General features: G+C 76.0%; 19 protein-coding genes and 1 pseudogene. 9 read left to right on the forward strand and 11 right to left on the reverse strand.

The annotated features are described in order from the left end of the window. Together BMY88_RS22185 and BMY88_RS22190 are read right to left on the reverse strand one after the other, a co-directional pair. Nucleotides 1-219, reverse strand: a pseudogene (locus tag BMY88_RS22185) (leucine zipper domain-containing protein); the annotation flags it as partial. 129 nt (nt 220-348) lie between these two features. Next, the gene (locus tag BMY88_RS22190; RefSeq protein ID WP_091949313.1) at nt 349-1,554 is read right to left on the reverse strand and encodes an MBL fold metallo-hydrolase; all 1,206 of its coding nucleotides are present in this window, start codon (nt 1,552-1,554) and stop codon (nt 349-351) included. Between the two features lie 65 nt (nt 1,555-1,619). Between BMY88_RS22190 and BMY88_RS24015 the strand changes: the two genes are divergently transcribed. Beyond that, on the forward strand, nt 1,620-1,760 hold the full coding sequence (locus BMY88_RS24015; RefSeq protein ID WP_170861244.1) for a hypothetical protein: 141 nt from the start codon (nt 1,620-1,622) through the stop codon (nt 1,758-1,760). A gap of 12 nt (nt 1,761-1,772) precedes the next feature. On the opposite strand, the gene BMY88_RS22195 is transcribed toward BMY88_RS24015, so the two are convergent. After that, nucleotides 1,773-3,014, reverse strand: coding sequence for a Rieske 2Fe-2S domain-containing protein (locus tag BMY88_RS22195; protein ID WP_244524863.1), 1,242 nt, complete (start codon nt 3,012-3,014; stop codon nt 1,773-1,775). 185 nt (nt 3,015-3,199) lie between these two features. On the opposite strand from BMY88_RS22195, the gene BMY88_RS22200 reads away from it, so the two are divergent. Next, nucleotides 3,200-3,592: a DUF485 domain-containing protein gene (locus BMY88_RS22200; protein ID WP_244524864.1), complete on the forward strand. Its 393-nt coding sequence runs from the start codon at nt 3,200-3,202 to the stop codon at nt 3,590-3,592. Further along, on the forward strand, nt 3,585-5,204 hold the full coding sequence (locus tag BMY88_RS22205) for a solute symporter family protein (RefSeq protein WP_211435780.1): 1,620 nt from the start codon (nt 3,585-3,587) through the stop codon (nt 5,202-5,204). Before BMY88_RS22200 ends, BMY88_RS22205 begins: the two co-directional genes overlap by 8 nt. Here BMY88_RS22205 and BMY88_RS22210 read toward each other — a convergent pair. Together BMY88_RS22210 and BMY88_RS22215 are read right to left on the reverse strand one after the other, a co-directional pair. After that, complete coding sequence (locus BMY88_RS22210; RefSeq protein WP_091949226.1) at nt 5,167-6,681, reverse strand: PH domain-containing protein; 1,515 nt, start codon at nt 6,679-6,681, stop codon at nt 5,167-5,169. The two genes, BMY88_RS22205 and BMY88_RS22210, sit on opposite strands and share 38 nt — an antisense overlap. A gap of 2 nt (nt 6,682-6,683) precedes the next feature. Beyond that, nucleotides 6,684-7,196, reverse strand: a complete 513-nt coding sequence (locus BMY88_RS22215) for a PH domain-containing protein (protein WP_091949231.1) — start codon at nt 7,194-7,196, stop codon at nt 6,684-6,686. A 79-nt stretch (nt 7,197-7,275) separates the two neighbouring features. On the opposite strand from BMY88_RS22215, the gene BMY88_RS22220 reads away from it, so the two are divergent. Next, the gene (locus tag BMY88_RS22220; RefSeq protein WP_244524865.1) at nt 7,276-7,584 is read left to right on the forward strand and encodes a rhodanese-like domain-containing protein; all 309 of its coding nucleotides are present in this window, start codon (nt 7,276-7,278) and stop codon (nt 7,582-7,584) included. A 43-nt stretch (nt 7,585-7,627) separates the two neighbouring features. Here the strand turns inward: BMY88_RS22220 and BMY88_RS22225 are convergent, their stop codons facing one another. Together BMY88_RS22225 and BMY88_RS22230 are read right to left on the reverse strand one after the other, a co-directional pair. Further along, a complete protein-coding gene (locus BMY88_RS22225) occupies nt 7,628-9,244 on the reverse strand; it encodes a long-chain fatty acid--CoA ligase (RefSeq protein WP_091949238.1) in 1,617 nt (538 codons plus the stop codon). A gap of 290 nt (nt 9,245-9,534) precedes the next feature. Beyond that, nucleotides 9,535-10,761, reverse strand: a complete 1,227-nt coding sequence (locus BMY88_RS22230) for a cytochrome P450 (RefSeq protein WP_091949241.1) — start codon at nt 10,759-10,761, stop codon at nt 9,535-9,537. A gap of 71 nt (nt 10,762-10,832) precedes the next feature. Between BMY88_RS22230 and BMY88_RS22235 the strand changes: the two genes are divergently transcribed. Together BMY88_RS22235 and BMY88_RS22240 are read left to right on the forward strand one after the other, a co-directional pair. Continuing rightward, the gene (locus BMY88_RS22235; protein WP_091949244.1) at nt 10,833-11,774 is read left to right on the forward strand and encodes a DUF5926 family protein; all 942 of its coding nucleotides are present in this window, start codon (nt 10,833-10,835) and stop codon (nt 11,772-11,774) included. A 124-nt stretch (nt 11,775-11,898) separates the two neighbouring features. Continuing rightward, nucleotides 11,899-12,552: a hypothetical protein gene (locus BMY88_RS22240; protein ID WP_091949247.1), complete on the forward strand. Its 654-nt coding sequence runs from the start codon at nt 11,899-11,901 to the stop codon at nt 12,550-12,552. Nucleotides 12,553-12,571: 19 nt separating this feature from the next. Here BMY88_RS22240 and BMY88_RS22245 read toward each other — a convergent pair whose 3' ends face one another. Both BMY88_RS22245 and BMY88_RS22250 read right to left on the reverse strand, forming a co-directional pair. After that, nucleotides 12,572-13,489, reverse strand: a complete 918-nt coding sequence (locus tag BMY88_RS22245; protein WP_091949250.1) for a hypothetical protein — start codon at nt 13,487-13,489, stop codon at nt 12,572-12,574. A gap of 118 nt (nt 13,490-13,607) precedes the next feature. Then, the gene (locus tag BMY88_RS22250) at nt 13,608-14,810 is read right to left on the reverse strand and encodes an arginine deiminase (protein WP_091949253.1); all 1,203 of its coding nucleotides are present in this window, start codon (nt 14,808-14,810) and stop codon (nt 13,608-13,610) included. 160 nt (nt 14,811-14,970) lie between these two features. Here BMY88_RS22250 and BMY88_RS22255 point away from each other — a divergent pair, with 160 nt between their 5' ends. Continuing rightward, a complete protein-coding gene (locus BMY88_RS22255; protein ID WP_091949257.1) occupies nt 14,971-15,738 on the forward strand; it encodes an SDR family oxidoreductase in 768 nt (255 codons plus the stop codon). On the opposite strand, the gene map is transcribed toward BMY88_RS22255, so the two are convergent. Continuing rightward, the gene (gene map / locus BMY88_RS22260; RefSeq protein WP_091949260.1) at nt 15,735-16,520 is read right to left on the reverse strand and encodes a type I methionyl aminopeptidase; all 786 of its coding nucleotides are present in this window, start codon (nt 16,518-16,520) and stop codon (nt 15,735-15,737) included. The two genes, BMY88_RS22255 and map, sit on opposite strands and share 4 nt — an antisense overlap. 67 nt (nt 16,521-16,587) lie before the next feature. On the opposite strand from map, the gene BMY88_RS22265 reads away from it, so the two are divergent. Then, on the forward strand, nt 16,588-16,854 hold the full coding sequence (locus BMY88_RS22265; RefSeq protein ID WP_091949263.1) for a helix-turn-helix domain-containing protein: 267 nt from the start codon (nt 16,588-16,590) through the stop codon (nt 16,852-16,854). Here BMY88_RS22265 and BMY88_RS22270 read toward each other — a convergent pair. Beyond that, a complete protein-coding gene (locus BMY88_RS22270) occupies nt 16,851-20,252 on the reverse strand; it encodes an ATP-binding protein (RefSeq protein WP_170861245.1) in 3,402 nt (1,133 codons plus the stop codon). The genes BMY88_RS22265 and BMY88_RS22270 overlap by 4 nt on opposite strands. Nucleotides 20,253-20,434: 182 nt before the next feature. On the opposite strand from BMY88_RS22270, the gene BMY88_RS22275 reads away from it, so the two are divergent. Next, nucleotides 20,435-21,892 carry an FAD-binding oxidoreductase gene (locus tag BMY88_RS22275; RefSeq protein ID WP_091949270.1) on the forward strand — a complete coding sequence of 486 codons (1,458 nt, stop codon included), beginning with the start codon at nt 20,435-20,437 and terminating at the stop codon, nt 21,890-21,892.

The raw sequence follows: 21,892 nt of genomic DNA on the forward strand, positions 1-21,892 counted from the left end.
CAGCTGCTCGCGTAACGCGACGATCCGCTCGACCAGCCACTCCGGTGTCGCCGACGGCGAGACGTGCGGCCGCCGAGAGCGCTCCGTCCACACGCCCTCGGCGGCCACCCGCGCCCGATGCCGGTAGAACGTCCGCGGCTCGACCCCGTTGACCCGGCACCACTCCGCGACGTTCTCGATCGGCACGCCGACCTGCAACGTCGCATCCAGCAGCTTCATGACTGGCGCTCGCTTCCCCACACCACCTCATCGGCGTTGTGATGATCAAGCGACACATGTCATGAGACTTCAGGACTGACAGATGTCCTCGGACTCAACACGCAGGAAACCTCGGCTCTCGCACTCCGGTCAGCGGGTGACGCGGCGGCTGGTCAGCCAGGTCGCCGCGCGCGCGACCACCGAGGACTCCACGCCGGCGTCGTCGCCGCCTCCGGGCTCGTCCGCGCGCGACCCGACCGCCGTCCACCAGTCGGCCGCCGGCACCGGCGCCAGGACGTCGATGCGCTCCCCCGGCCGCGGGACGGCGACGCGGACGCCGGACCGCAGCGCCGCCGTGCACAGCCGCTGGACCGGCTCGGCCCAGCGGTGGAAGCCGAGGTTGAACGTCGCCCAGTGCACCGGCACGAGCAGCCCGCCGCCGAGGTCGCCGTGCGCGCGGACCGCCTCCTCGGGCGTCATGTGGATGTACTTCCAGGCGTCGTTGTAGGCGCCGACCGGCAGCAGGGTCAGGTCGAACGGGCCGAGCCGGGCGCCGATCGCGGCGAAGGCCGGCGTGTAGCCGGTGTCGCCGCCGAAGAAGACCCGGTGCCGCGGGCCGGCGACCACCCACGACGACCACAGCGTCGTGTCGCGGGTGAGGAACCGGCCGGAGAAGTGGCGCGCCTCGGTGCAGACGAGCGTGAGGCCGGCGATCTGCACCTCGCCGTCCCAGTCCAGCTCGACGATCCGGTCCTCCGGCACGTCCCAGCGGCGCAGGTGGGCGCCGATGCCCAGCGGGACGACGAACGGCGCGCTCTGCCGCTCCAGCAACTCCCGCACGGTCGGCAGGTCCAGGTGGTCGTAGTGGTCGTGGCTGATCAGCACCGCGTCGACGGCCGGCAGGTCGCCCAGCGGGGTCGGCGCGGGGTGCAGCCGCTCGGGTCCGACCAGCGGGGACGGCGAGACCCGCTGCCCCCACACGGGGTCGACCAGCACCCGGTGCCCGTCCACCTCCAGCAGCGCGCTCGAGTGCCCGAACCAGGTGACGGCGAGCTCCGCGGCGTCGGCCGGGAGCCGCGACGGCGCCAGCGGCACCGGCCGGCCGGGGACCCCGTTCAGCCGGCCCGCCCGCATCTGCCGCAGCAGCGTGCGGCGGTCCTCGGAGCCGGGCAGCGACGGCGTGGCCAGCGTGTTCCAGAACCGGCCCTCGGAGAAGTGCGGTGATCCGGCGACGTGCGGGCGCAGCGCCCGGCGGCTCGCGCCGAGGGCGACCGGCAGGCCCCAGGCCGCGCGGGTCACCCAGGCGACCGGTGCGGAGAGCAGGGCGGCGGCGACCAGTCCGCGAGGCAGGGGCATCACCCGAGCATCCCAGCCGGGCCGCCGGAGTGCCGCCGGCGCCGTCGAGCGCCCATGCTGGGGGGATGCGCGCCGAGGACGACGACCCGGGCGGCGACCCCGCTTGCTGGCTGCACCGGGTGTGCCCCGGGTGCGGTCGGCTGGTCGAGGGCGAGCCGCGCCCCGCCCGCTGCCCGGAGTGCGGGGAGCCGCTGCCGGCGGAGTGAGTCCGGCACCGCTCAGCCGCGGCCGGCGACCAGGTCGGCCAGCGCCCGCCGCAGCGCCACCCCGCACGCGTCGGCCGGCACGTGCAGTTCCTCGCGCGGCCGCAGCGGCAGGCCGGGGAGGCCGAGCTGGGCGTGCAGCTCCAGGTCCTCGGCCAGCGCCCCGCGCACGTCGCCCACGGCCGCGGCGAGCGCGTCCGGCCCGGGCAGCGGTCGCCCGGGCCCCGCCGACAGCAGCACCCGGGTGTAGACGCGGGTGGAGTCGGCGTCCTCCGGCTGCAGGAGGTGCACCAGCGTGCGGACGGCCCCGGTCCGCGGGCAGTCCACGCGCAGCCGCACGCGGAACGGCACCCGGTACACGGAGGTGGCCACGCGGGACGGACCGGCGGGCGGCGGGTGGGGCGAGGCGTCGAGGTCCTGCACGGCGGTGAACCCGCCCGGCTCCTCGACCACGTCGACGGCGGGCACCTCGGGATCGGCCGTCAACCGGCCCACACCGTGGACGACGGGGACGTGCGCGGCGTCGAGGAAGGTGTCCAGCAGCGGTCCGGCCGGGACGGCGGCGCGCTCGGGCGCCAGCCAGTCGCCCACGAAGCGCCGGTCCCCGACCTCGGGCAGGTCGAGGGGCGCGTCGGCGGACCCCGCGGGCTCGGCCGGGGCGAGCTCCACCACGCCCCCGCGCTCCCGGACGCCGCCCGCCGGGGGCTCCACCGCCACCGACCCGGCCGTGCGGCGAAGCACCCACGTCCGCCCGAGCAGCCGGACCATGAGCCAGCCGCCGGGCCGCAGCTCCCGGGAGAGCGCCACCGGGTGCCAGGCGTGCCGCAGCCCCGGGTGCAGGTTGTCCAGCAGCGGCCCGCCGAGGTCGGCCGGCGCTGGCACGGGCTCCGGCTCCGGCGGGGAGACCGGCCGCGGGGGCAGCGCGACGGCGGTGCGCTCCGGGGCCAGCCAGACCCAACCGTGGCGCTCCTCCACCGCCCAGGGCGGCGTCAGGTCCGCGCGCGGCGGCGGGCTGCCGGCCGGCCCCAGCGACGGGACGTCCACGCAGCGGCCGTCGCCGTCGAACCGCCACCCGTGGTACGGGCACTGCAGGGTTCCGTCGACGGTCGTCGCGGCGGTCAGCGGCACCAGCCGGTGGGGGCAGCGGGCCGGGAAGGCGCTGACCTCGCCGCCCGGGCGCAGCCGGACCAGCACGTAGGCGCGGCCACCGGCGCCCACCGGCACGGGCGTCGTCCCCACCGCGGTGGCGCGCGCCACGGGGAACCACCCGGTCGTTGTCCTCTGGACCTCGGCCATGACCCATTGCAGCGCCACCGCGTTCCCACGGGGTTACGCCCGCCGGACGTCTCTGCGTCAGATCGGTCTCAGCGGATGCCGAGCAGCACATCCCTCCTTACTGTGTGCTCGATCACACCTGTAGTCCCTGGTCCAGGAGGCGCGCAGTGACATCACCCATGGACGAACGCCGGCTGCTCACCCCCGAGGAGTACCGGCAGGCGCAGGACTCGCCGGAGTTCACCGAGCTGCGCCGGCGCTTCCGCCGCTTCGCGTTCCCCATGACGGTGGCGTTCTTCACCTGGTACCTGCTCTACGTCCTGCTCTCCACCTACGCCGACGAGTTCATGGCGAAGGAGGTCTTCGGCAACGTCAACGTCGGCATCCTCCTGGGGCTGGGGCAGTTCGTGACGACGTTCCTCATCACCCAGCTGTACGTGCGGCACGCCGGGCGCAACACCGACCCGATCGCCGACGAGATGCGCGACCGGCTCGAGCACCACGAGTACGCCCGGAAGACCCCGGCCGGCGGCGACCCGGAGGGGGCCACCCGTGCCTGAGACCTTGCTCGCGGCCGACGAGACGGTGGGCGAGCCCGCCGTCAACATCGCGATCTTCGGCGTCTTCGTGCTCATCACGCTGGTCATCACCTTCCGGGCCAGCCACAACAACAAGACCGCCGCCGACTACTACGCCGCCGGCCGCAACATCAGCGGCACCCAGAACGGCCTGGCGATCGCCGGTGACTATCTCTCCGCGGCGTCGTTCCTCGGCATCGCCGGGGCGATCGCGCTGTACGGCTACGACGGCTTCCTGTACTCCATCGGCTTCCTCGTCGCCTGGCTGGTCGCCCTGCTGCTGGTCGCCGAGCTGCTGCGCAACACCGCCCGCTTCACCATGGCCGACGTCCTGGCCTTCCGGATGCGGCAGCGGCCGGTGCGGATGGCGGCGGCGCTCTCCACGCTCGCGGTCTGCCTCTTCTACCTGGTGGCGCAGATGAGCGGCGCCGGGGGCCTGGTCACGCTGCTGCTCGGCATCGAGGGGGAGGCGGCGCAGGCGCTCGTGGTCGTCCTCGTCGGCGCGCTCATGATCATCTACGTGCTCGTGGGCGGCATGCGTGGCACGACCTACGTGCAGATCATCAAGGCGTCGCTGCTCATCGCCGGCGCGCTCGTCATGACCCTGTGGGTGCTGACGGAGGTCGGCTTCAACCTGTCGACGCTGCTCGGCGACGCCGCGGGCAACGCCGGCGAGGGCGTGGACGTGCTGGCACCCGGCGCCCAGTACGGGGCGACGTCGACCAGCCAGCTGGACTTCGTGTCGCTCGGGCTGGCCCTGGTGCTGGGGACGGCGGGCCTGCCGCACGTGCTCATGCGCTTCTACACGGTGCCGACGGCGAAGGACGCCCGCCGCTCGGTCGTGTGGGCCATCTGGCTGATCGGGATCTTCTACCTCTTCAGCCTGATCATCGGCTACGGCGCCGGTGCGCTGGTCGGCCCGAACGAGATCGCCAACGCGCCGGGGGCGGTCAACTCCGCGGCTCCCCTGCTGGCCTTCGAGCTCGGCGGCACCGTGCTGCTGGGGATCATCGCCGGCGTCGCGTTCGCCACGATCCTCGCCGTCGTCGCCGGCCTGACCATCACCGCGTCGGCGTCGTTCGCGCACGACGTCTACGCGTCGGTGATCAAGAAGGGCGACGTGCCCCCCAACGGCGAGGTGCGGGTCGCCCGGATCACCGCCGTCGTGATCGGCGCCATCGCGATCGGCCTCGGCATCCTGGCGCTGCAGGCCGGGCTGAACATCGCCTTCCTGGTGGCGCTGGCGTTCGCGGTCGCCGCCTCGGCGAACCTGCCGACGATCCTCTACACGCTGTTCTGGAAGAGGTTCACGACGCAGGGCGCGCTCTGGTCGATCTACGGCGGCCTGATCGCCTGCGTCGGCCTGATCCTCTTCTCGCCGGTGGTGTCCGGGGCCCCGGACGCGCTGTTCCCCGACGTGGACTTCTCCTGGTTCCCGCTGAAGAACCCGGGGATCGTCTCCATCCCGCTGTCGTTCTTCCTCGGCTGGCTGGGCACCGTGCTCTCCAAGGAGACGCCGGACAGCGACAAGTACGCCGAGCTCGAGGTGCGGTCGCTCACCGGGATCGGGGCGGAGAAGGCCGTCCCCCACTGAGGCGCTCCGGCTCCAGCGCGCCGGCCCAGGCCCCGGACGCCGCCCGGGCGAACGGGACGACGTCGGCCGCGGCGACGTCCACCGCCGCGTAGCCGCCGCTGCCGGCGCCGACGCAGGCGACGACCGTGGCCAGGCCGGCGCGCCGCTGGAAGGGGGACTGCCGGACCCGCCAGCCGACCACGGCCCGCCGCTGGAGCACCGCCCGCTCCTGCACGAGCCACCCGCTGCGGACCGCGAAGGAGCGCGGCCCGGCGGCGTGCCCGAGGGCGGCGTAACGCCCGAGGGCGACCGGCACCCCGAGGCCGGCGAGCACGAGGCCGGCGACGAACAGCGGCCACCACCCGGCCGGCCCACCGGCGAGCACGGCGGCGACGGCCCCGGCGCCGGCGACGGCCAGCCCGGGAGCGACCGCCCGCGCGAGCCGCCGCCGGCGCGCGGCCGGCGGATGCCGCCGCAGCGGGCCCGGGTCGTCGACCAGCCGGGCGGCCAGCTCCTCGGCCAGGACCCGGGGGCCGAGCGGCAGCAGCTGCCCCCGGCGCTGCGCGGCGCCCAGCCCCGTGACCAGGGCGTTGACCCGCGCTGCCCGCACCCACCGCATCCCCAGCCCCGCGGCCACGGTGACCCCGCGGACCCGGTCGACCTCCAGCTCGGTGTGCCGCCGCGTGACCAGCCCGCGGACGGCGACCAGCGAGCCGCCGCGCCGCACCAGGCGGAACCCCCAGTTGACGAGCGCCGCGCCCACCACCGAGCCGAGGGCGAGCAGTACCGCGGCGACCGCGATCGCGACGGCCGCCCCCGCCGGGCCGGTGACCTCGGGCCCGTCCACCTCCGGTCGCAGGCCGCGCGGGATCTCGTCCACCAGCCGCAGCAGGGCCCCCAGAGCGGCGAGGGGCACCGCGAGGTAGCCGCCGACCAGGGGCGCGTAGAGCAGCCAGCGGCGGTCGAAGCGGGCCAGCACCTCCTCGGCCGGCGGTGCCGGGGGCTCCGGGGTGGGCCCGGCGGCGGACCGCCGGACGAGCAGGCCGGCGCGCAGGCGGTCGCCCTCGGCGCGGCCGACGCCGTCCAGCACGACCTCCTCGTCCTCGCCGGTGGCCGCCCCGGCGGCGGCATCGATGCGCACCCGCACCATCCCGAGCAGCCGGTGCAGCAGCGGCTGCTCCACCTCCACCCCGCGGATCCGGTCCCGCGGGACGGTGCGCGTCGAGCGGGCCAGCAGCCCCCGGGTGACGACGACCGACGCCGGCCCGTCGGTATAGGTGAAGCGCCACCACGAGACGGCGGCGAAGGCCAGCGACGCGAGCGTGGCGGCGACGGCGAGGAGCGCCACCGCCGTCGCCCCGCCGTCGAAGCCGATGGCCGCCCCGACCGGCAGCGCGATCCCCAGCACCTGCCGGGCCTGCCGGAAGGTGACGGTGTGCACCAGCACGATCCGCGCCGAGGTGCGCCGGGGCGCCGCGGCGAGGGCGGGACCGCTCACGGTCAGGTCGCCTCGTCGCGGACCTGCTCGGCGCGCCGCGCCAGGTCGGCGGCGACCCGCTCGGCGACGTCGGCCGGCAGGTGCGGCACCTGCACGGTGCCCTTCGAGGAGGCGGTCAGCACGGCCACCGAGGCCAGCCCGTAGAGCTGCTGCAGGACGCCGCGGGTGACGTCGACGGTCTGGATGCGGGCGATCGGCACGAGCGTCCAGGTGCGGGTGAGCCATCCGGTCAGCGCGTAGACCGCCTCGTCGGTGACCTCCCAGCGGTGCACGCGGTGCCGGATCACCGGCTGCACGGCGATCGAGCCCACCGCGTACAGGCCGAGCAGCAGCGGCCCGGCCCAGGGCAGCGCCGACAGCGGGGCGTCGTCGGTGGGCAGGAACAGCAGCGCGGCGGTCAGCACGGCTCCCCAGACCAGCGTGCCGAGCAGGCCCTGGGTGGCCCACAGCCAGACGGCCGAGCGGGGCAGCGGCCAGGCCGGGGATCGGGCCGGGGCGCTGCTGGCGGCGGTCATCGCCCGCCATCCTCCCAGCCGGGGCCGGGGGCGCCGCCGTGGAACCATGGGGGGCGTGATGCCGCAGCAGGTTCCGACCGTGTCCGTCGCCGAGCTCCCCGCCGACGCCGTCCTCCTCGACGTGCGTGAGGACGACGAGTGGGTGCACGGCCACGTCGAGGGCGCCACGCACATCCCCATGGGCGACGTGCCGGCGCGGCTGGCAGACATCCCGGAGGCCGATCCGCTCTACGTCGTGTGCCGCGTCGGCGGCCGCTCGGCGCGGGTGGCCGCGTGGCTGAACCAGAACGGCGTCGACTCGGTCAACGTCGCGGGCGGGATGGGCGACTGGGAGGCCGCCGGCCGGCCCATGGTCAGCGAGACCGGCCAACCCCCTTATGTCGTCTGAGCGGAGTGCGGGAGCGTAGGAAACCTGCGCTCCCGCACTCCGGTCAGGATCTGAGCTCGTACTCGGCGAACCTCGAGCGCAGGTCCTTCTTCGAGAACTTGCCGACGCTGGTCTTGGGCACCTCGTCGATGAACTCCACCGCGTCGGGCATCCACCACTTGGCCACGAGCGGCCGGATGTGGTCGAGGATGTCCGCCTCGGTCGCCGTCTCGCCGTCCTTGAGGACGACGCACGCCAGCGGGCGCTCGTCCCACTTCGGGTGCGGGATGCCGACGACCGCGGCCTCCTTGACCTTCGGGTGGCTCATGATCGCGTTCTCGAGGTCGACCGAGCTGATCCACTCGCCGCCGGACTTGATCAGGTCCTTGGTGCGGTCGGCGATCCGGATGGAGCCGTGCTCGTCCATGGCGGCGACGTCGCCGGTCTTCATCCAGCCGTCGCGGGTGGTGAGCTCCACTCCGGCGTCGGGGTTGTAGTAGTCCTGCGCGCACCAGGGCCCGCGGACCTGGAGCTCGCCGGTGGCCGTGTCGTCCCAGGGCTGCGGCTCGAGGGTCTCGGCGTCGACGATCCGCGCCTCGACGCCGAACAGCGGGGTGCCGGCGCGGGCCCGGCGGTCGGCCTTGGTGTCGTCGTCGGCGTCCAGGTAGGCCAGCGGCAGCGCCGCCGACGAGGCGACCGGGTGGGTCTCGGTCATGCCCCACGCCTGCAGGATCGGCAGCCCGACCTGCTCGCGGTAGGCCTCGCTCAGCGCCTTGGGCACCGCGGAGCCGCCGCAACCGATCTCGCGCAGCGTGTGCGGCTTGCCGGCCAGGTGGGGCAGCACGCCCTGCCAGATCGTCGGGACGCCGGCGGTGAAGGTGACGCCCTCGTCGACGATGAGCTGGGCCAGCGCCTCGGGCGCCATCATCGGGCCGGGCATGACCAGCGAGGCGCCGGCCGCCGGGGCGGCCTGGGCGATGCCCCAGGCATTGGCGTGGAACATCGGCACGACCGGCATCGCGACGTCGCGGACGCCGAGCCCGAACACGTTCGGCGCGATCACGGCCATCGTGTGCAGGAACGTCGAGCGGTGCGTGTAGACGACGCCCTTCGGGTTGCCAGTAGTTCCCGACGTGTAGCACATCGAGGCGGCGAGGTTCTCGTCCGTGACGCCGAAGTCGACCGGCTGCGCCTGCGCCAGCAGCGTCTCGTAGTCCAGCACCCGGGGGTCGTCGGGGATCTCGTTGTCGCCGCCGTCGTCCATCACCACGACGTGGCGCACCGTCGTCATGGTGTCGACCAGCTTCCAGAACAGCGGCAGCACGGTGCGGTCGACGAAGACGACCTCGTCCTCGGCGTGGTTGGCGATGTAGGTGAGCTGCTCGGGGAACAGCCGGATGTTGAGGGTGTGCAGCACCCGGCCGGTGGACGGCGCGGCGAAGTAGAGCTCCAGGTGCCGCTGGCTGTTCCAGCCGAAGGTGCCGACCCGCCCGTCGGCGCTGATGCCGAGGGTGTCCAGGACCCCGCCGAGCTTGCGGGTGCGCACCGCCCACTCGGCGTAGGTCGAGCGCACCGGCCCGGTCGGGCTGCCGGTGACGATCGTCCCGTCGCCGTAGTGCTGCTCCACGTGCCGGAAGATCGCGTCGATGGTGAGGGGGTAGTCCTGCATCAGGCCACGCATGGCGCGATCGTGCCAGTGGCGCGGCTCACCTTCTACCGGAAGTGCCCCGATCAGCCGCCGAGCGCCGAGACCTGGTCGACCAGCACCATCAGCGCGTCGTACGCCGGGTGGGGCGCACCCCGCCCGACGCATCGGCAGGGCCCGTCCACCCCAGTAGGGCCGGTCTCGGTCCGGCAACGGTCGCGGGAACGGCATCGGCGATGATCACGATCATCGCGGCGAGGTCGCCGTCCTCAGGTACGGCGGTGAGGACGGCGGCCGCAGCGTGGGGTCCGCGATCAGCGCACCGGTCAGGGCGTGAGGACGACGGGGAGCTCGGCGAGGCCGCGGATCACGAACTCCGGACGGCGGCGGGGCGGGCGGCCCAGCTCCAGCCGCGAGGTCCGCTCCAGCAGCGCGCCGAAGGTGGCCTGCAGCTCCACGCGGGCCAGCGGCGCCCCGATGCAGAAGTGCACGCCGGCGCCGAAGGAGATCTGCGGATTGGGCGAGCGGCCGAGGTCCAGGGCGTCCGGATCGGCGAAGACGGCGGGGTCGCGGTTGGCGCTGCCGAGCAGCGCGGCGACCTTCTGCCCCCGGGCGACGGTCGCGCCGCCGAGCTCGACATCCTCGGTCGCGGTGCGCTCGAACAGCTGCAGCGGCGAGTCGAAGCGCATGAGCTCCTCGATCGCCGTCGGCAGGAGATCGGGATCGGCGCGCAGCCGGGCCAGCTGGTCGGGGTGCTCCAGCAGGGCCAGCAGCCCGTTGCCGGAGACGTTCACCGTCGCCTCGTGGCCGGCGTTGAGCAGCAGGATGCAGGTGGTGACCAGCTCGTCCTCGGTGAGCTGGGCTTGGGCGGGGGCGGTCACGGAGTCGTCGCGCACCGAGACCAGGTGGCTGACGAGGTCCTCGCCGGGTGCGCGGCGGCGGTCGGCGACCAGTCCGCGCAGGTAGGCGACGAACTCGGCGGCGGCCCGCTCGGCGGCGTCCTCGACCGCCGTCGTCCGGCCGTACTCGTACATCTTCACGATCGCGTTGGACCACGGGCGCAGCAGCGGCCGGTCGGCGTGCGGCACGCCGAGCAGCTCGGCGATCACGGCGACCGGCAGCTCCTCGGCCATGCCGGCCAGGACGTCGACGGGCTCGCGGCCGGCCGAGCGCACGACCAGGCCGTCGACCAGCTCCCGGGCCAGCTCCTGCACCCACGGCCGCAGCCGCTCGACGTGGCCGCGGGCGAAGGCGGTGCTGATCAGCCGGCGCAGCCGGGTGTGGTCCGGCGGCTCCATCTCCAGGATCGCGTTGCGGTGGATCAGGTTGAACGACCCGAACCGCTCCGCGGGCTCCCGGTCCCGCCAGATGCGGCCCAGCCGCCGGTCGCGCAGGACGGCGCCGGCCTCGGCGTGGGTGAAGGCCAGCCACAGCCCCAGGCCGTCGTGCCACTGCACCGGCGCCTGCGCGCGGGCCCGGGCGAAGGCGGGATAGGGATCGGCGACGACGGCGGGGTCGGCCAGGTCGATCGGCGGCGGGGCGGTGCTGGTCACGCCGTCGAGCGTAGGAGGGGTCGCCGGGTGTGCCGGCTCACCGCCGTCGGGGCGCCGCCTAGCCTGGAGGCATGGCCCGCTCCGCGACCCGCCGCAAGCCCAGTTCCGCTCCCGCCGCCGAGGGGGGCGCCGTCAACCCCAAGGCGCCGTGCCCGTGCGGCTCGGGCCGCCGCTACAAGCACTGCCACGGCTCGGGCTACGCCCCGCCGGTGACCCGGCCGTTCGAGGGCCTGCCGGGCGAGCCCGACTGGGTGGCGCTGCGCGAGCTGGTGCCGGCCGCGACGGCCCCGCTGAAGACGACGGACGGCCGCGACGTGACGCTGGCCAGCGTCCTGCCGGGCGGGGCGCCGGCCCTGGTCCGGGCCAACGGCGAGATCATGCTGGGCGTCCAGCTCCCGGCCTCCTCCGACGACGTCAGCCGCGATCTGGGCACCGCCCTGGCCGCCGCCCTCGAGGCCCCGACCGGCGCGCCGGTCGAGCCGGGCCCGATCGGCGCCGCGGGCTCTGCGGGGCCGCGGCTGCAGGAGCTGCTCGACCTCTCCGCGCCGCTGGACGTCACCGTGCACGAGGACTTCGCCTTCTGGCTGGAGGGCACCGACCCCTCGCCGGCGGCGAAGGCCGGGCTGGAGCAGGCCAACCAGGCGGTGCTGCCCACGGTGCGCCTGCCCGGGCTCGGCGCGGCCTACTGGGTCCGGCCCAGCGACGAGCGGGCGCACCTGCGCTGGGTCCGCCCGGAGCCGGAGGAGAAGCTGCTCGACGCGCTGGCCCGGCTCTCGGCGTCGGAGCAGATCCTGCTCGGCGAGGGCACCCGCTACGCCGGGGCGTTCAGGGCGCACGGCCTCGTCGTCCCGGTGTGGGACCTGCCGGCCGACACCCTCGCCGACGACTGGACCGACGCTGCCACCGACTTCCAGGCCCGCCTGGAGCAGGCCCTGACGGTCACCGACCCGCTGACCTCCGACGAGCGCCGGGCCCGCGCCGGCCTGATCTCCCGCCAGATCACCCTGCGCTGACGGGGGCGCTCCCCACCGAGTCCTGCGAACTCGTGGCCATCGCGCGCTGATCGCCACGAGTTCGCAGGACTCGCGTGGCCCCGAGCCCACCGCGGCCGCGCTTCCTGGCATAGCTTCTGCCGCCGTGTCCCAGCAGCAGGAGCTGTCCCCGCGCGCGCAGCGCCGCCTCGAGAAGCGTCTCCGGGAGGCGCTGCCGCCCTACGACGGGCCGGAGGCGGCCTCGCCGCCGCTGCGGTGGGTGCGGCGGTTCACCCCGCTGGGCATCGGCCGCCGCCGGGTGGTCGTGCGGATCGGCGGCGGCCGGCTGCAGATCGTGCGGACGCCGCGGTTCGGCGGGGAGCGCGTGGTCGCCGAGGGGGCCCTGGCCGAGTTCCACGGCGCCGCGCCGTCGCGGGGCGGCCGCGGGCTGCACCTGTGGCACGGCGACCGGTTGTTCCGGCTGACCGGTCGGTCGACAGCCCGCCACGAGGGCGGCGGGTCGGACTCCTGGACGCTCGGCGACGACCCGGTCAGCGCGGTCATCGCCGTCGTCCTGCTGCCGTTCCTGCTGGTCTACCTGCTGTGGCTGCTGATCGGCTCCTACACCGCCATGGTGCGGTCGGAGCGGGAGAACGCGGCCACCACCCTGCGGTGGCTGCGGCCCGTGCTCGGCGCACCGCTCCCGGGACGGGCCTACCGGCCGCCGCTGCCCGGGCGCTGGCCGGCGCTCGGGCGTTGGCTGGTGCGGCTGGCCGTGCTGGGCGCGATCGCGGCGGGCGCGGTGCTGGCCATCCGCTGACCCTCGACGGGCGGCGGCGTCAGGCCCGGCGGCGGCCCAGCAGCGTGAGCCCGGTGCCGAGCCCGAGGGCCACGACACCGCCGGCGAGGTAGGGCTTCGGGTCCATGCCGGTGTAGGCGAGCTGCCCGCCGCCGGGGCCGCCGCCGCTCACGACCGGGACGACGACCGGCTGGTGCTGCTCCGGCTGCGCCACGGGCTGCACCGGCTGCGGGTGCTGGGGCTGCGGCGCGGGTGCCGGCGCCGGTGCCGCCTCCGGGCAGATCAGCGCGTCGACGAGGTCGACCAGCGGCTGGGGCAGCCGGTCGAGCACCACGCCCAGGCCGATGCCCTCGAGCAGGTGCACGACCTCGCCCAGCGGCAGGCAGAAGCCCGCTGGGAGCTCGAGTCCCGGCAGTCCGCTGCAGTCGAAGGGGACGTCGGCCGGCAGCAGGTCCAGCACGGTCTCGCAGGTGAGCCCGGGCAGCTCCGCGCAGGCGGGGCCGGTCGGGTCGGTCACGCAGTCCAGCAGGACCGTCAGCGCCGGGCAGCCGCCGCCGACGCCGAGCACCCCGGCCAGCGCCGCGCACCCGTCCCCGATCGGGCCCACGACCGCGTCGGTGCCGGGGAGTCCGGGCAGCGCCACCGCGCCGGGAGGCTCGGTGCCCGGCTCGCCGGCACCGGTCGCCGGGGCGCCCCCGGGCGACGTCGCCGGCGGCTCGGCGTCCGTGCCCGCTCCGGCGTCCGCGGCGGGCGGGGGAGCCGGGGCCGATCCGGGAGCTCCGCCCGGGGCGAGCAGCTCGGCGCACGCCCCAGGGGTCAGCGCGAGCAGGGAGCCGACGCACTCCTGCAGTCCCCGGGCCGGGTCCGGGGACGGCGTGGCCGACGCCGTTCCCGGGAGGAGCAGCAGCGCGCCCAGCGCCGTCAGCAGGGCGAGCAGCACGCGGGTCGTGCGGGTCACGGTTCCCCCGAGGAGTCGGCACCGGTTGGCGCGCTGTCCTACGAGCGGCGGGGAGGGAGGTCACGCGCTCCGCCGGACGAGCTGCGCGCCGCCACCTACCGTGACGGGCCGGTCCGCTTCACGTCACCGGATCGCGCAGGACCGGGCACGACATGCACCGCGGGCCGCCGCGGCCGCTGCCCAGCTCGGCGCCGGCGATCCGGACCACCTCGATGCCGGCCGCCTCGAGCGCGGCGTTGGTGACGGTGTTGCGCTCGTAGGCCACGGCCAGCCGCGGGGCCAGCGCGAGGGTGTTGTTGCCGTCGTCCCACTGCTCCCGCTCCGCCGTCACCGGGTCCAGCCCGGTGTCGATCACCCGCAGCCGCTCGATGCCCATGGCGGCGGCGGCCGCGGCGAGGAACGGCCCGGGGCCCCGGACGACCAGGTCGGCGCCGTCCCCGTCGGCCGGCTCGCCCGCCCCGGCGGTGACCGTCCAGGCGAGCAGCGAGTCGGCCACCGCGGGGTACACGACCATGGCGTCGACGTCGACCATCGTGGCGATGGTGTCCAGGTGCATGGTCGCCCGCTGCTGCGCGATCGGGACGGCGAGCACGGTGTGCGCCAGGCCGCGGGCGAACACCCGCCGGGCCAGCCGCTCGGCGCCGCCCGCCGTCGTCCGCTCGCCGACGCCGACCGCCACCACCCCGGGCGCCAGCAGCAGGACGTCGCCGCCCTCCAGGTGCTCCAGGGCCGGGTCGTAGAGCCGGCCGACGCCGGCGAACCGCGGATGGTGGGCGTAGAGGGCGCCGGTGATCGTCGTCTCCCGCCGGCGGGCCGGCATGGCCAGCGAGGTCACCGCCACCTGGTCGCCCACCCACACCGACGAGTCGCGGGTGAACAGGAGGTTGGGCAGCGGTGGGACGACGAACCCCCCGCGCGCCATGAGCTCCCAGCCCAGGCCGCGGGCCCCGGGCAGCTCGTCGTGCGCGAGGCCGGCGATCAGCGTCGCGGCCAGCTCGGCGGGTGGCAGGTCGCCCAGGTGGGCGGCCGCGACCCGGCGCAGGGTGGCGCCCAGCCGCGGGTCGTCGACCGCCGCCTCCACGAGCTCCGCGCGGGCCCCGGGGAGCTCCAGCACCTCGGCGAGCAGCCGGTCGACGTACAGCACGTCGACCCCGCGGGCGGCGAGCTCGGCGGCGAAGGCGTCGTGCTCCTCCTGCGCCCGCGCCACCCACGGCAGGCCGTCGAACAGCAGCTCGTCGTTGTTGCGCGGGGTGAGCCGGCGGAGCTCGGCGCCGGGCCGGTGCAGCAGGACGGTGCGCAGCCGGCCGACCTCGCTGGCCACGCCGGGGCCCCGCCGGAGGGGCCCACCACCAGCGGGCGAGGGGTGGGGGGCGGCGGGGTCCTTCGACACCCGACCGAGGCTGGCACATCGGCCGCGCCGCGCGCTCGGTAGCGTCCGCCGTCGGGGGACAGCGCGGTCCCCGAGGGACCGGAGGTGCGGCGTGGACCTGTTCGACCTGACCGGGAAGGTCGCCGTCGTCACCGGCGGCACCCGCGGCATCGGCCTGATGATGGCCCGCGGCCTGCTGCAGGCCGGGGCGTCGGTCTACGTCAGCTCCCGCAAGGCCGAGGCCGGCGAGGCCGCCGTCGCCGAGCTCGGGCAGTTCGGACGGGTCGCCTCGATCCCCGCCGACGTCTCCACCGAGGCCGAGTGCGTGCGGCTCGCCGAGGAGGTCGGCCGGCGCGAGGAGCGGGTGCATGTGCTGGTCAACAACGCCGGCGCCACCTGGGGGGCGCCGCTGGACGAGTTCCCGGCAGCTGCCTGGGACAAGGTGCTCGACCTCAACCTCAAGGCGCCGTTCTTCCTGACCCGCGCCTTCCTCCCCCTGCTGGAGGCCGCGGCCACCCCCGACGACCCGGCGCGCGTGGTGAACGTCGGCAGCATCGACGGCCTGCACGCCCCGCAGCTGCCGACGTACTCCTACTCGGCGAGCAAGGCCGGCGTGCACCACCTGACCCGGGTGCTGGCCAAGGAGCTGGGGCCGCGGGCGATCACGGTCAACGCGGTGGCCCCGGGTCCGTTCGAGTCGAAGATGATGGCCGCGACCTTGGAGGCGTTCGGGGACGAGATCGCGGCGTCGGCGCCGCTGCGGCGGATCGGCCGGCCCGACGACATGGCCGGCGTCGTCGTCTACCTCGCCAGCCGGGCCGGCGCGTACGTGACCGGCGCCGTCATCCCGGTCGACGGCGGCCGCGCGACGACGCTCTAGGGCACGAGCTCCCGCGCCGGCAGGGTCAGGATCTCGGCGCCCTCGGGGGTGATCGCGATCGTGTGCTCGCTGTGCGCGGTCCGGCAGCCGGTCGCGCTCCGCAGCGTCCAGCCGTCGGCGTCGGTGACCAGTTCGGCGGTGTCGGCCATGACCCACGGCTCCAGGGCCAGCAGCAGCCCCGGGCGGAGCGTGTAGCCCCGGCCCGGTCGACCGGCGTTCGGCACGTGCGGATCCTGGTGCATCGTCGACCCGACGCCGTGGCCGCCGAAGTCGGTGTTGACCCGGTACCCCGCACCGGCCAGGACCGCGCCGATGGCGGCGGACAGGTCCCCGATCCGCGCGCCGGGCCGGGCCGCGGCGATCCCGGCGCTCAGGGCGCGCTCGGTGGCCGTGATCAGCGCGGCGTCGGCCGGGGACGCCGCCGCGCCCACGACGAAGCTGACCGCCGAGTCCGCGACCACGCCGCGCAGCGAGACGGCGAGGTCGAGCGAGAGCAGGTCGCCGTCGGCCAGCGCGTAGTCGTGCGGGAGCCCGTGCAGCACGGCGTCGTTCACCGACGTGCAGATGTAGTGGCCGAACGGCCCGCGACCGAAGGACGGCGCGTAGTCGACGTAGCAGGACTCCCCGCCGGCCGCGGTGATCATCTCCCGGGTCCACCGGTCGATCTCCAGGAGGTTCGTGCCCACCGCGCACCGGCCCCGCAGCTCCTGCAGGATGCCGGCGACCAGGGCCCCGGCCTCCCGGGCCCGTGGCAGCTCCGTCGCGTCCAGGATCTCGATCATCGGTGCAGTCTCCCCGCTCGTCCCACAACTATCCCGGTAAGAGTATCCCGGTACTAGAATCGGCATCATGGTCCGGCTGCCGCTCACGCCCGCCGAGGTCGAGCGCGGGCAGCGCCTCGGCGCCCTCCTGCGGTCCGCCCGGGACGGGCGCTCGATGCTGGCCACGGCGCTCGACGCGGGGGTCTCGCCGGAGACGCTGCGGAAGATCGAGTCCGGTCGCGTGGCCACCCCGGCGTTCCCGACCATCGCGTCGATCGCCGCCGTCCTCGGCCTGTCCCTGGACGCGCTCTGGGCGGAGGTCAACCGGCCCGACGGCGAGCGCCTGGCCTCCTAGGGCGCGGCGTCCACGGACGGACGACGCCGCGCCGGGCGGCGGGCCGCGGACTCCGGCACCCGGGCCAGGTGCTCCTCGGCCAGCGCGACCTGGTGCGGCGACCCGACCGCCCGGCCCTGCCGGCGGGCGGCCTCCCACCAGTCCCGGGCCGCCACGGTGTCGCCCTGGTGCTCGGCCACCCGCCCGAGGAGCTCGTCGTAGGCGCCGAGGGTGAGCGCGGGCGTGCCCAGCACCGCCTGCCGGCCGCGGAACGGCAGCAACTGCACCACCGCCATCTCGATCTCCGGCTCGTCGCCCAGCAGGAGCGCGGTCTCGGCCTCCAGCAGGAGCGCGACGTCGCTGGCCCAGTCGCGGATCTGGGTGCGGCCCCACCGCTTGCGCAGCCGGTGCGCCTCGGCGAGGTCGCCGGACTCCGCCGCGGCCAGCACGGCCATGAGCTGGAGCAGCGGGTTGCCCTCGTCGCCGGTCTCGACGAGCAGGTCGATCGCCTCGGGCAGCCGGCCGTCGCCCCGGCGCAGGGTGAACTGGTGGGCGGCGAACGCGTGCCGGGCGTGCGGGGTGACCTTGGCGTACAGCTCGTAGGCCTCGGTGGTCAGCTCCTCGGCGCGCGCGGCGTCGCCGCGCAGCCAGGCCGCGCCGGCCTGCTGCCAGAGCACGTGCGGCCGGACCTCGGGGCCGGACAGCGAGATGGCAAGCCGGAGGGCGGCGTCCAGGTCGTCGTCGAATCCGCGCCGGTCGGCCAGGTGCAGCCGCAGCGCCGCGCGGTGGAGGCGGGCGAGGAACTCGGTGCGGCGGGGGAGGCCGCGCCCGGCCAGCGCCAGCGCCTCGTCGGTGGCCGCCAGCCGCTGCTCGGCCGCGCCCGGCCGGCCCCACACCGCCAGCGAGTAGTTGTTGAGCACCCGGCCCAGCAGCTCCGGATCGCCCACGCGCCGGGCCAGCTCGACGGCGCGCTCGGCGTACCGGGGCCCGCGCTGCAGGTCCTCGCTGAAGGCCAGTTCCACGCCCAGGGTGCCGAGCAGCCGCGCGGTCAGCCGGTCGCGGTCGACGTCGTCGGCTGTGTCGGCCCCCGGCCCACCCATCTCCTCCCGGTGCTCCAGCAGGTCCTCCAGCAGCGCGACCATCTCGTGGTCGACGACGCCGTGCGGCCGCCAGTTCCACAGCGTGGGCGAGCCCCACACCGAGGCGGCCTCCAGCAGGCAGCGGCGGTCGCCGAGCTCGCGCGCGACGCCGATCGCCTGCGCGATGACCTCCCGCGCCTCGGTCCGCTCGCCGCTGCGCAGCAGGTCGTCGCCGAGCGCGGTGAGCAGGTCGTGCCGGGTGCGGGCGGCGTCGGGTTCGGCGGGGTCGATCAGCGACAGCGCGCGGCGGGTGTGGGCGGCGGCCTCGCCGTGCGCCAGCCGGGCCCGTGCCGCCTCGGCCGCGGCGGTCGAGTACCGGCGGGCGGGGCCGGGCCCGGCGACCGGCACGGCCAGCACGAAGTGGTGGGCCAGCCGTTCGATCAGGGTGTCCTCGCCGGCGCCGCCCGTGCGGCGCAGCTCGAGGGCGGCGCCCAGGCGCGCGTGCAGCCGCGCCCGCTGCAGCACGCCCAGGCCATCGGCCAGGACCTCCTGCACGAGGGCGTGGGCGAACCGCCAGCTCCACGGCCCCTCCGCCTGCACGACCAGGCCCAGCGCCATCGCCGAGTCCAGGGCGGCGAGGGCCTCCTCGGCGGGGGTGCCGGCGCCCTCGAGCAGGTCGAGGGTCACCTCCCGGCCGGCCAGGGCGGCCAGCTCCAGCACCGACCGTGTGCCGGGGGGCAGGCGGTCCAGCCGGCTCTGCAGCACCGCGCCGATCGACGGCGGCACCGGCACCCGGCGGGGGTCCTGCGCGCCCGCCATCCAGCGGGTCAGCTCGACGACGAAGAACGGGTTGCCGGCCGTCCGGTCGTGGACCGCCGTGGCCAGGGCCGGATCGCCGGTCGAGCCGAGCTGGGCGTCCAGCAGCGCGGCGACCTCCGCGGAGTCCAGGCCCTCCAGCCGGAGCCGGCTGGCCACCGGCTCGCGCCCGAGACGGGCCAGGCAGTCGGCGACCGCCGCCGGCAGCTCCTCCCCGACGTCGCGGACCGTGACCAGCACCAGCATCGGCAGCCGCGGCAGGTGCCGGGTCACCAGCGACAGCAGCTGGACCGACGTGGTGTCCGCGCCCTGCAGGTCGTCGAGGACCACCAGCAGCGGCTGGCGGGCGGCGGCGTCGGACAGCCGGCCCGACAGGTCCTCGAACAGCCGGAACCGGGCCGCGTCGGCGTCGGACTCCGCGATGGGGCTGAGCCGCTCCTGGCCCAGGGCCTCGAGCACCTGGGTCCAGGGCCACAGCGCCGGGGCGCCCGCGTCGTCCGCGCAGCGGCTCCAGGCCACCGCCCAGCCCGCCGCGCGGGCCACCTCGGCGGTGGCCTCGGCCAGCCGGGTCTTGCCGATCCCCGCCTCGCCGCCCACGACCACCACGGCCGGGCGGCCCCCCGCGGCCAGGTCGAGGGCCACCCGCAGCTGGGCCAGCTCGATCGTGCGGCCGACCAGGGACTCCGCGCCTGGCAGCGGCAGCGGCGCCGCCGGCGCGGGCGACGCCATCACGGTGAGCTGCGGCCGCGGAACGCGTTCGGTCAGCCTCGGGTCCTGGCGCAGCACGGCCTGCTCCAGGTCGCGCAGCTCGGGGCCGGGGTCGATGCCCAGCTCGTCGCGCAGCAGGTCGCCGCAGCGGCGCAGCGCGTCGAGCGCGTCGGCCTGGCGGTCGGCGGCGTAGAGGGCGGTCACCAGCCGGGCCCACAGCCGCTCGCGCAGCGGGTGCTCGGCCACCAGCCGCTGCAGATCCGGGACGGCGTCCTCGGGGCGGCCGGCCGACAGCAGCGCGTCGCAGCGCCGCTCGCGGGCGCGCACGTACAGCTCGGTCAGCCGGAGGCGGTCCGTCGCCGCCGACGGCTGGTCGCCGAGCTCGGTCAGCGGCTCCCCGCGCCACAGGTCGAGCGCCTGGTCCAGGAGGCCCACGCCCCGCACCGGGTCGCCGGACTCGACGGCCCGGTCGCCCTCGTCGAGGAGCCGGGCGAACCGGAGGCTGTCGAGCTGGTCGACGCCGACCTGGATGAGGTAGCCGGGCGGGCGGGTGAGCAGCACATCCGGCGGCCGGCGCGGACCGCGGTCGGGTTCCAGCACGCGGCGCAGGTGCGAGACGTAGGCCTGCAGGGTCCCCGTCACCGTGGGTGGCGGCTGGTCCCCCCAGAGCGTGGCGATGATCCGGTCCAGCCCGACGACGCGGCCGGGCTCGGAGAGCAGCAGGGTCAGGAGTGCGCGCGGCTTGGCGCCGCCGACGTCGAGCGGGCGACCGTCGGGAGCCGTGACCTCGAGAGGCCCGAGGACGCGGAACTGCACGACGCGGGATCTTCGCAGGTGCGGGCCCTCCTGGGGAGGGTTCCGCGCGTGATCGGTGCCAGTCGCTTCCAAGTCACGGGCAAGTCGGGGTCAAGCGCCGGGCAAGGCGCGCCCGCGAGGGTCTGCGCCATCCGAAGCGCCACCAGAGGCGCCGTCACCCGCTCCCGCGAGGAATGCCCCCCATGAGCATCACACAGGACCCCCGGACCCCGCTCGCCGACCACGCCCTCGAGCAGGCCGCGCACGAGGCGCCGGCCGCGCCCGCCGCGGCGGTGCCCGCCGCCGACGTCGACGAGCTGCGCACGCAGGTGCACGGCCCGGTCTACGCCGCCGGGGACGACGGGCTGGCCGCGGAGGTCGCCGCCTGGAACGTCGCCGTGCAGCACACCCCCGCCGTCGCCGTCGGCGCGACCTGCGCGACCGACGTCGCCGCCGCCGTCCGGTTCGCCGTCGCGCACGGCCTGCCGGTCGCCGTCCAGGCCACCGGGCACGGCCCGGTCCGCAACGCCGCCGGCGCGGTGATGATCACGACCCGCCGCATGCAGGGCGTCGTCGTCGACCCGGTGCGCCGGACGGCGCGGGTGCAGGCGGGCGTCCGGTGGGCCGCCGTCCTCGAGGCCGCCGCCGAGCACGGGCTGACCGGGCTGTGCGGGTCCTCCTCCGACGTCGGCGTGGTCGGCTACACGCTCGGCGGGGGCATGGGCTCGCTCGGCCGCCGCTTCGGATTCGCCGCCGACCACGTGCACGCCGTCGAGATGGTCACGGCCGACGGCGTGCTGCGCCGGGTGGACGCGAGCAGCGACCCGGAGCTGTTCTGGGCCGTCCGCGGCGGCAAGGGCTCCCTCGGCGTCGTGACCGCGATCGAGATCGACCTGGTCCCGGTGCGCTCGGTCCTCGGCGGCGGCATCTTCTTCGCCGCCGAGGACGCCGCTGCCGTGCTGCACGCCTACCGCCGGTGGGCACCGACGCTGCCCGAGGAGGTCGCCACCTCCGTCGCCGTGCTCCGGCTGCCGCCGCTGGAGGAGCTGCCGCCGCCGCTGCAGGGGCAGACCGTCGTCCACCTGCGGTACGCCTACTCCGGCGACGACCTCGCCGAGGGGGAGCGGCTGGTCGCGCCGATGAAGGAGGCGGGCCGGATCGTGCTGGGCGCGATCGTGCCGCTGCTCGCCACGGAGCTGGACGCCATCCACATGGACCCGCGCGACCCGATGCCGGCCTGGGAGAAGGGCATGCTGCTGGCAGAGCTGACCGAGGAGACCGTCGACGCGTTCCTGGCCGCGGTCGCCCCGGAGGCGCCGCTGCCGCTGATCATGGCCGAGATCCGTCAGCTGGGCGGGGCGCTGTCCCGGCCCGCGGCGGTGCCCAACGCCGTGGCCGGCCGGTCCGGCGCCTGGTCCGTGCTGGTCATCGGCCCGATGGTGCCCGAGCTCGCGGACGTCGTCCCCCAGGTCGGGCGGGGCGTGCTCGGCGCGCTGGCGCCGTGGGCGGCCCCCGGCTGCATGCTCAACTTCCTGGGCGACGTGTCGGGCCCCGACGAGGTGCTGGCCGCCTACGTGCCCGCCGACGCCGCGCGGCTGCTGGCGGTCAAGCGCGCGGTGGACCCGACCGGCGTCTTCACGACCGGCCACGCGATCGGCTGA

Source organism: Trujillonella endophytica (assembly GCF_900110555.1).
Classification (GTDB): Bacteria; Actinomycetota; Actinomycetes; order Mycobacteriales; family Geodermatophilaceae; genus Trujillonella; species Trujillonella endophytica.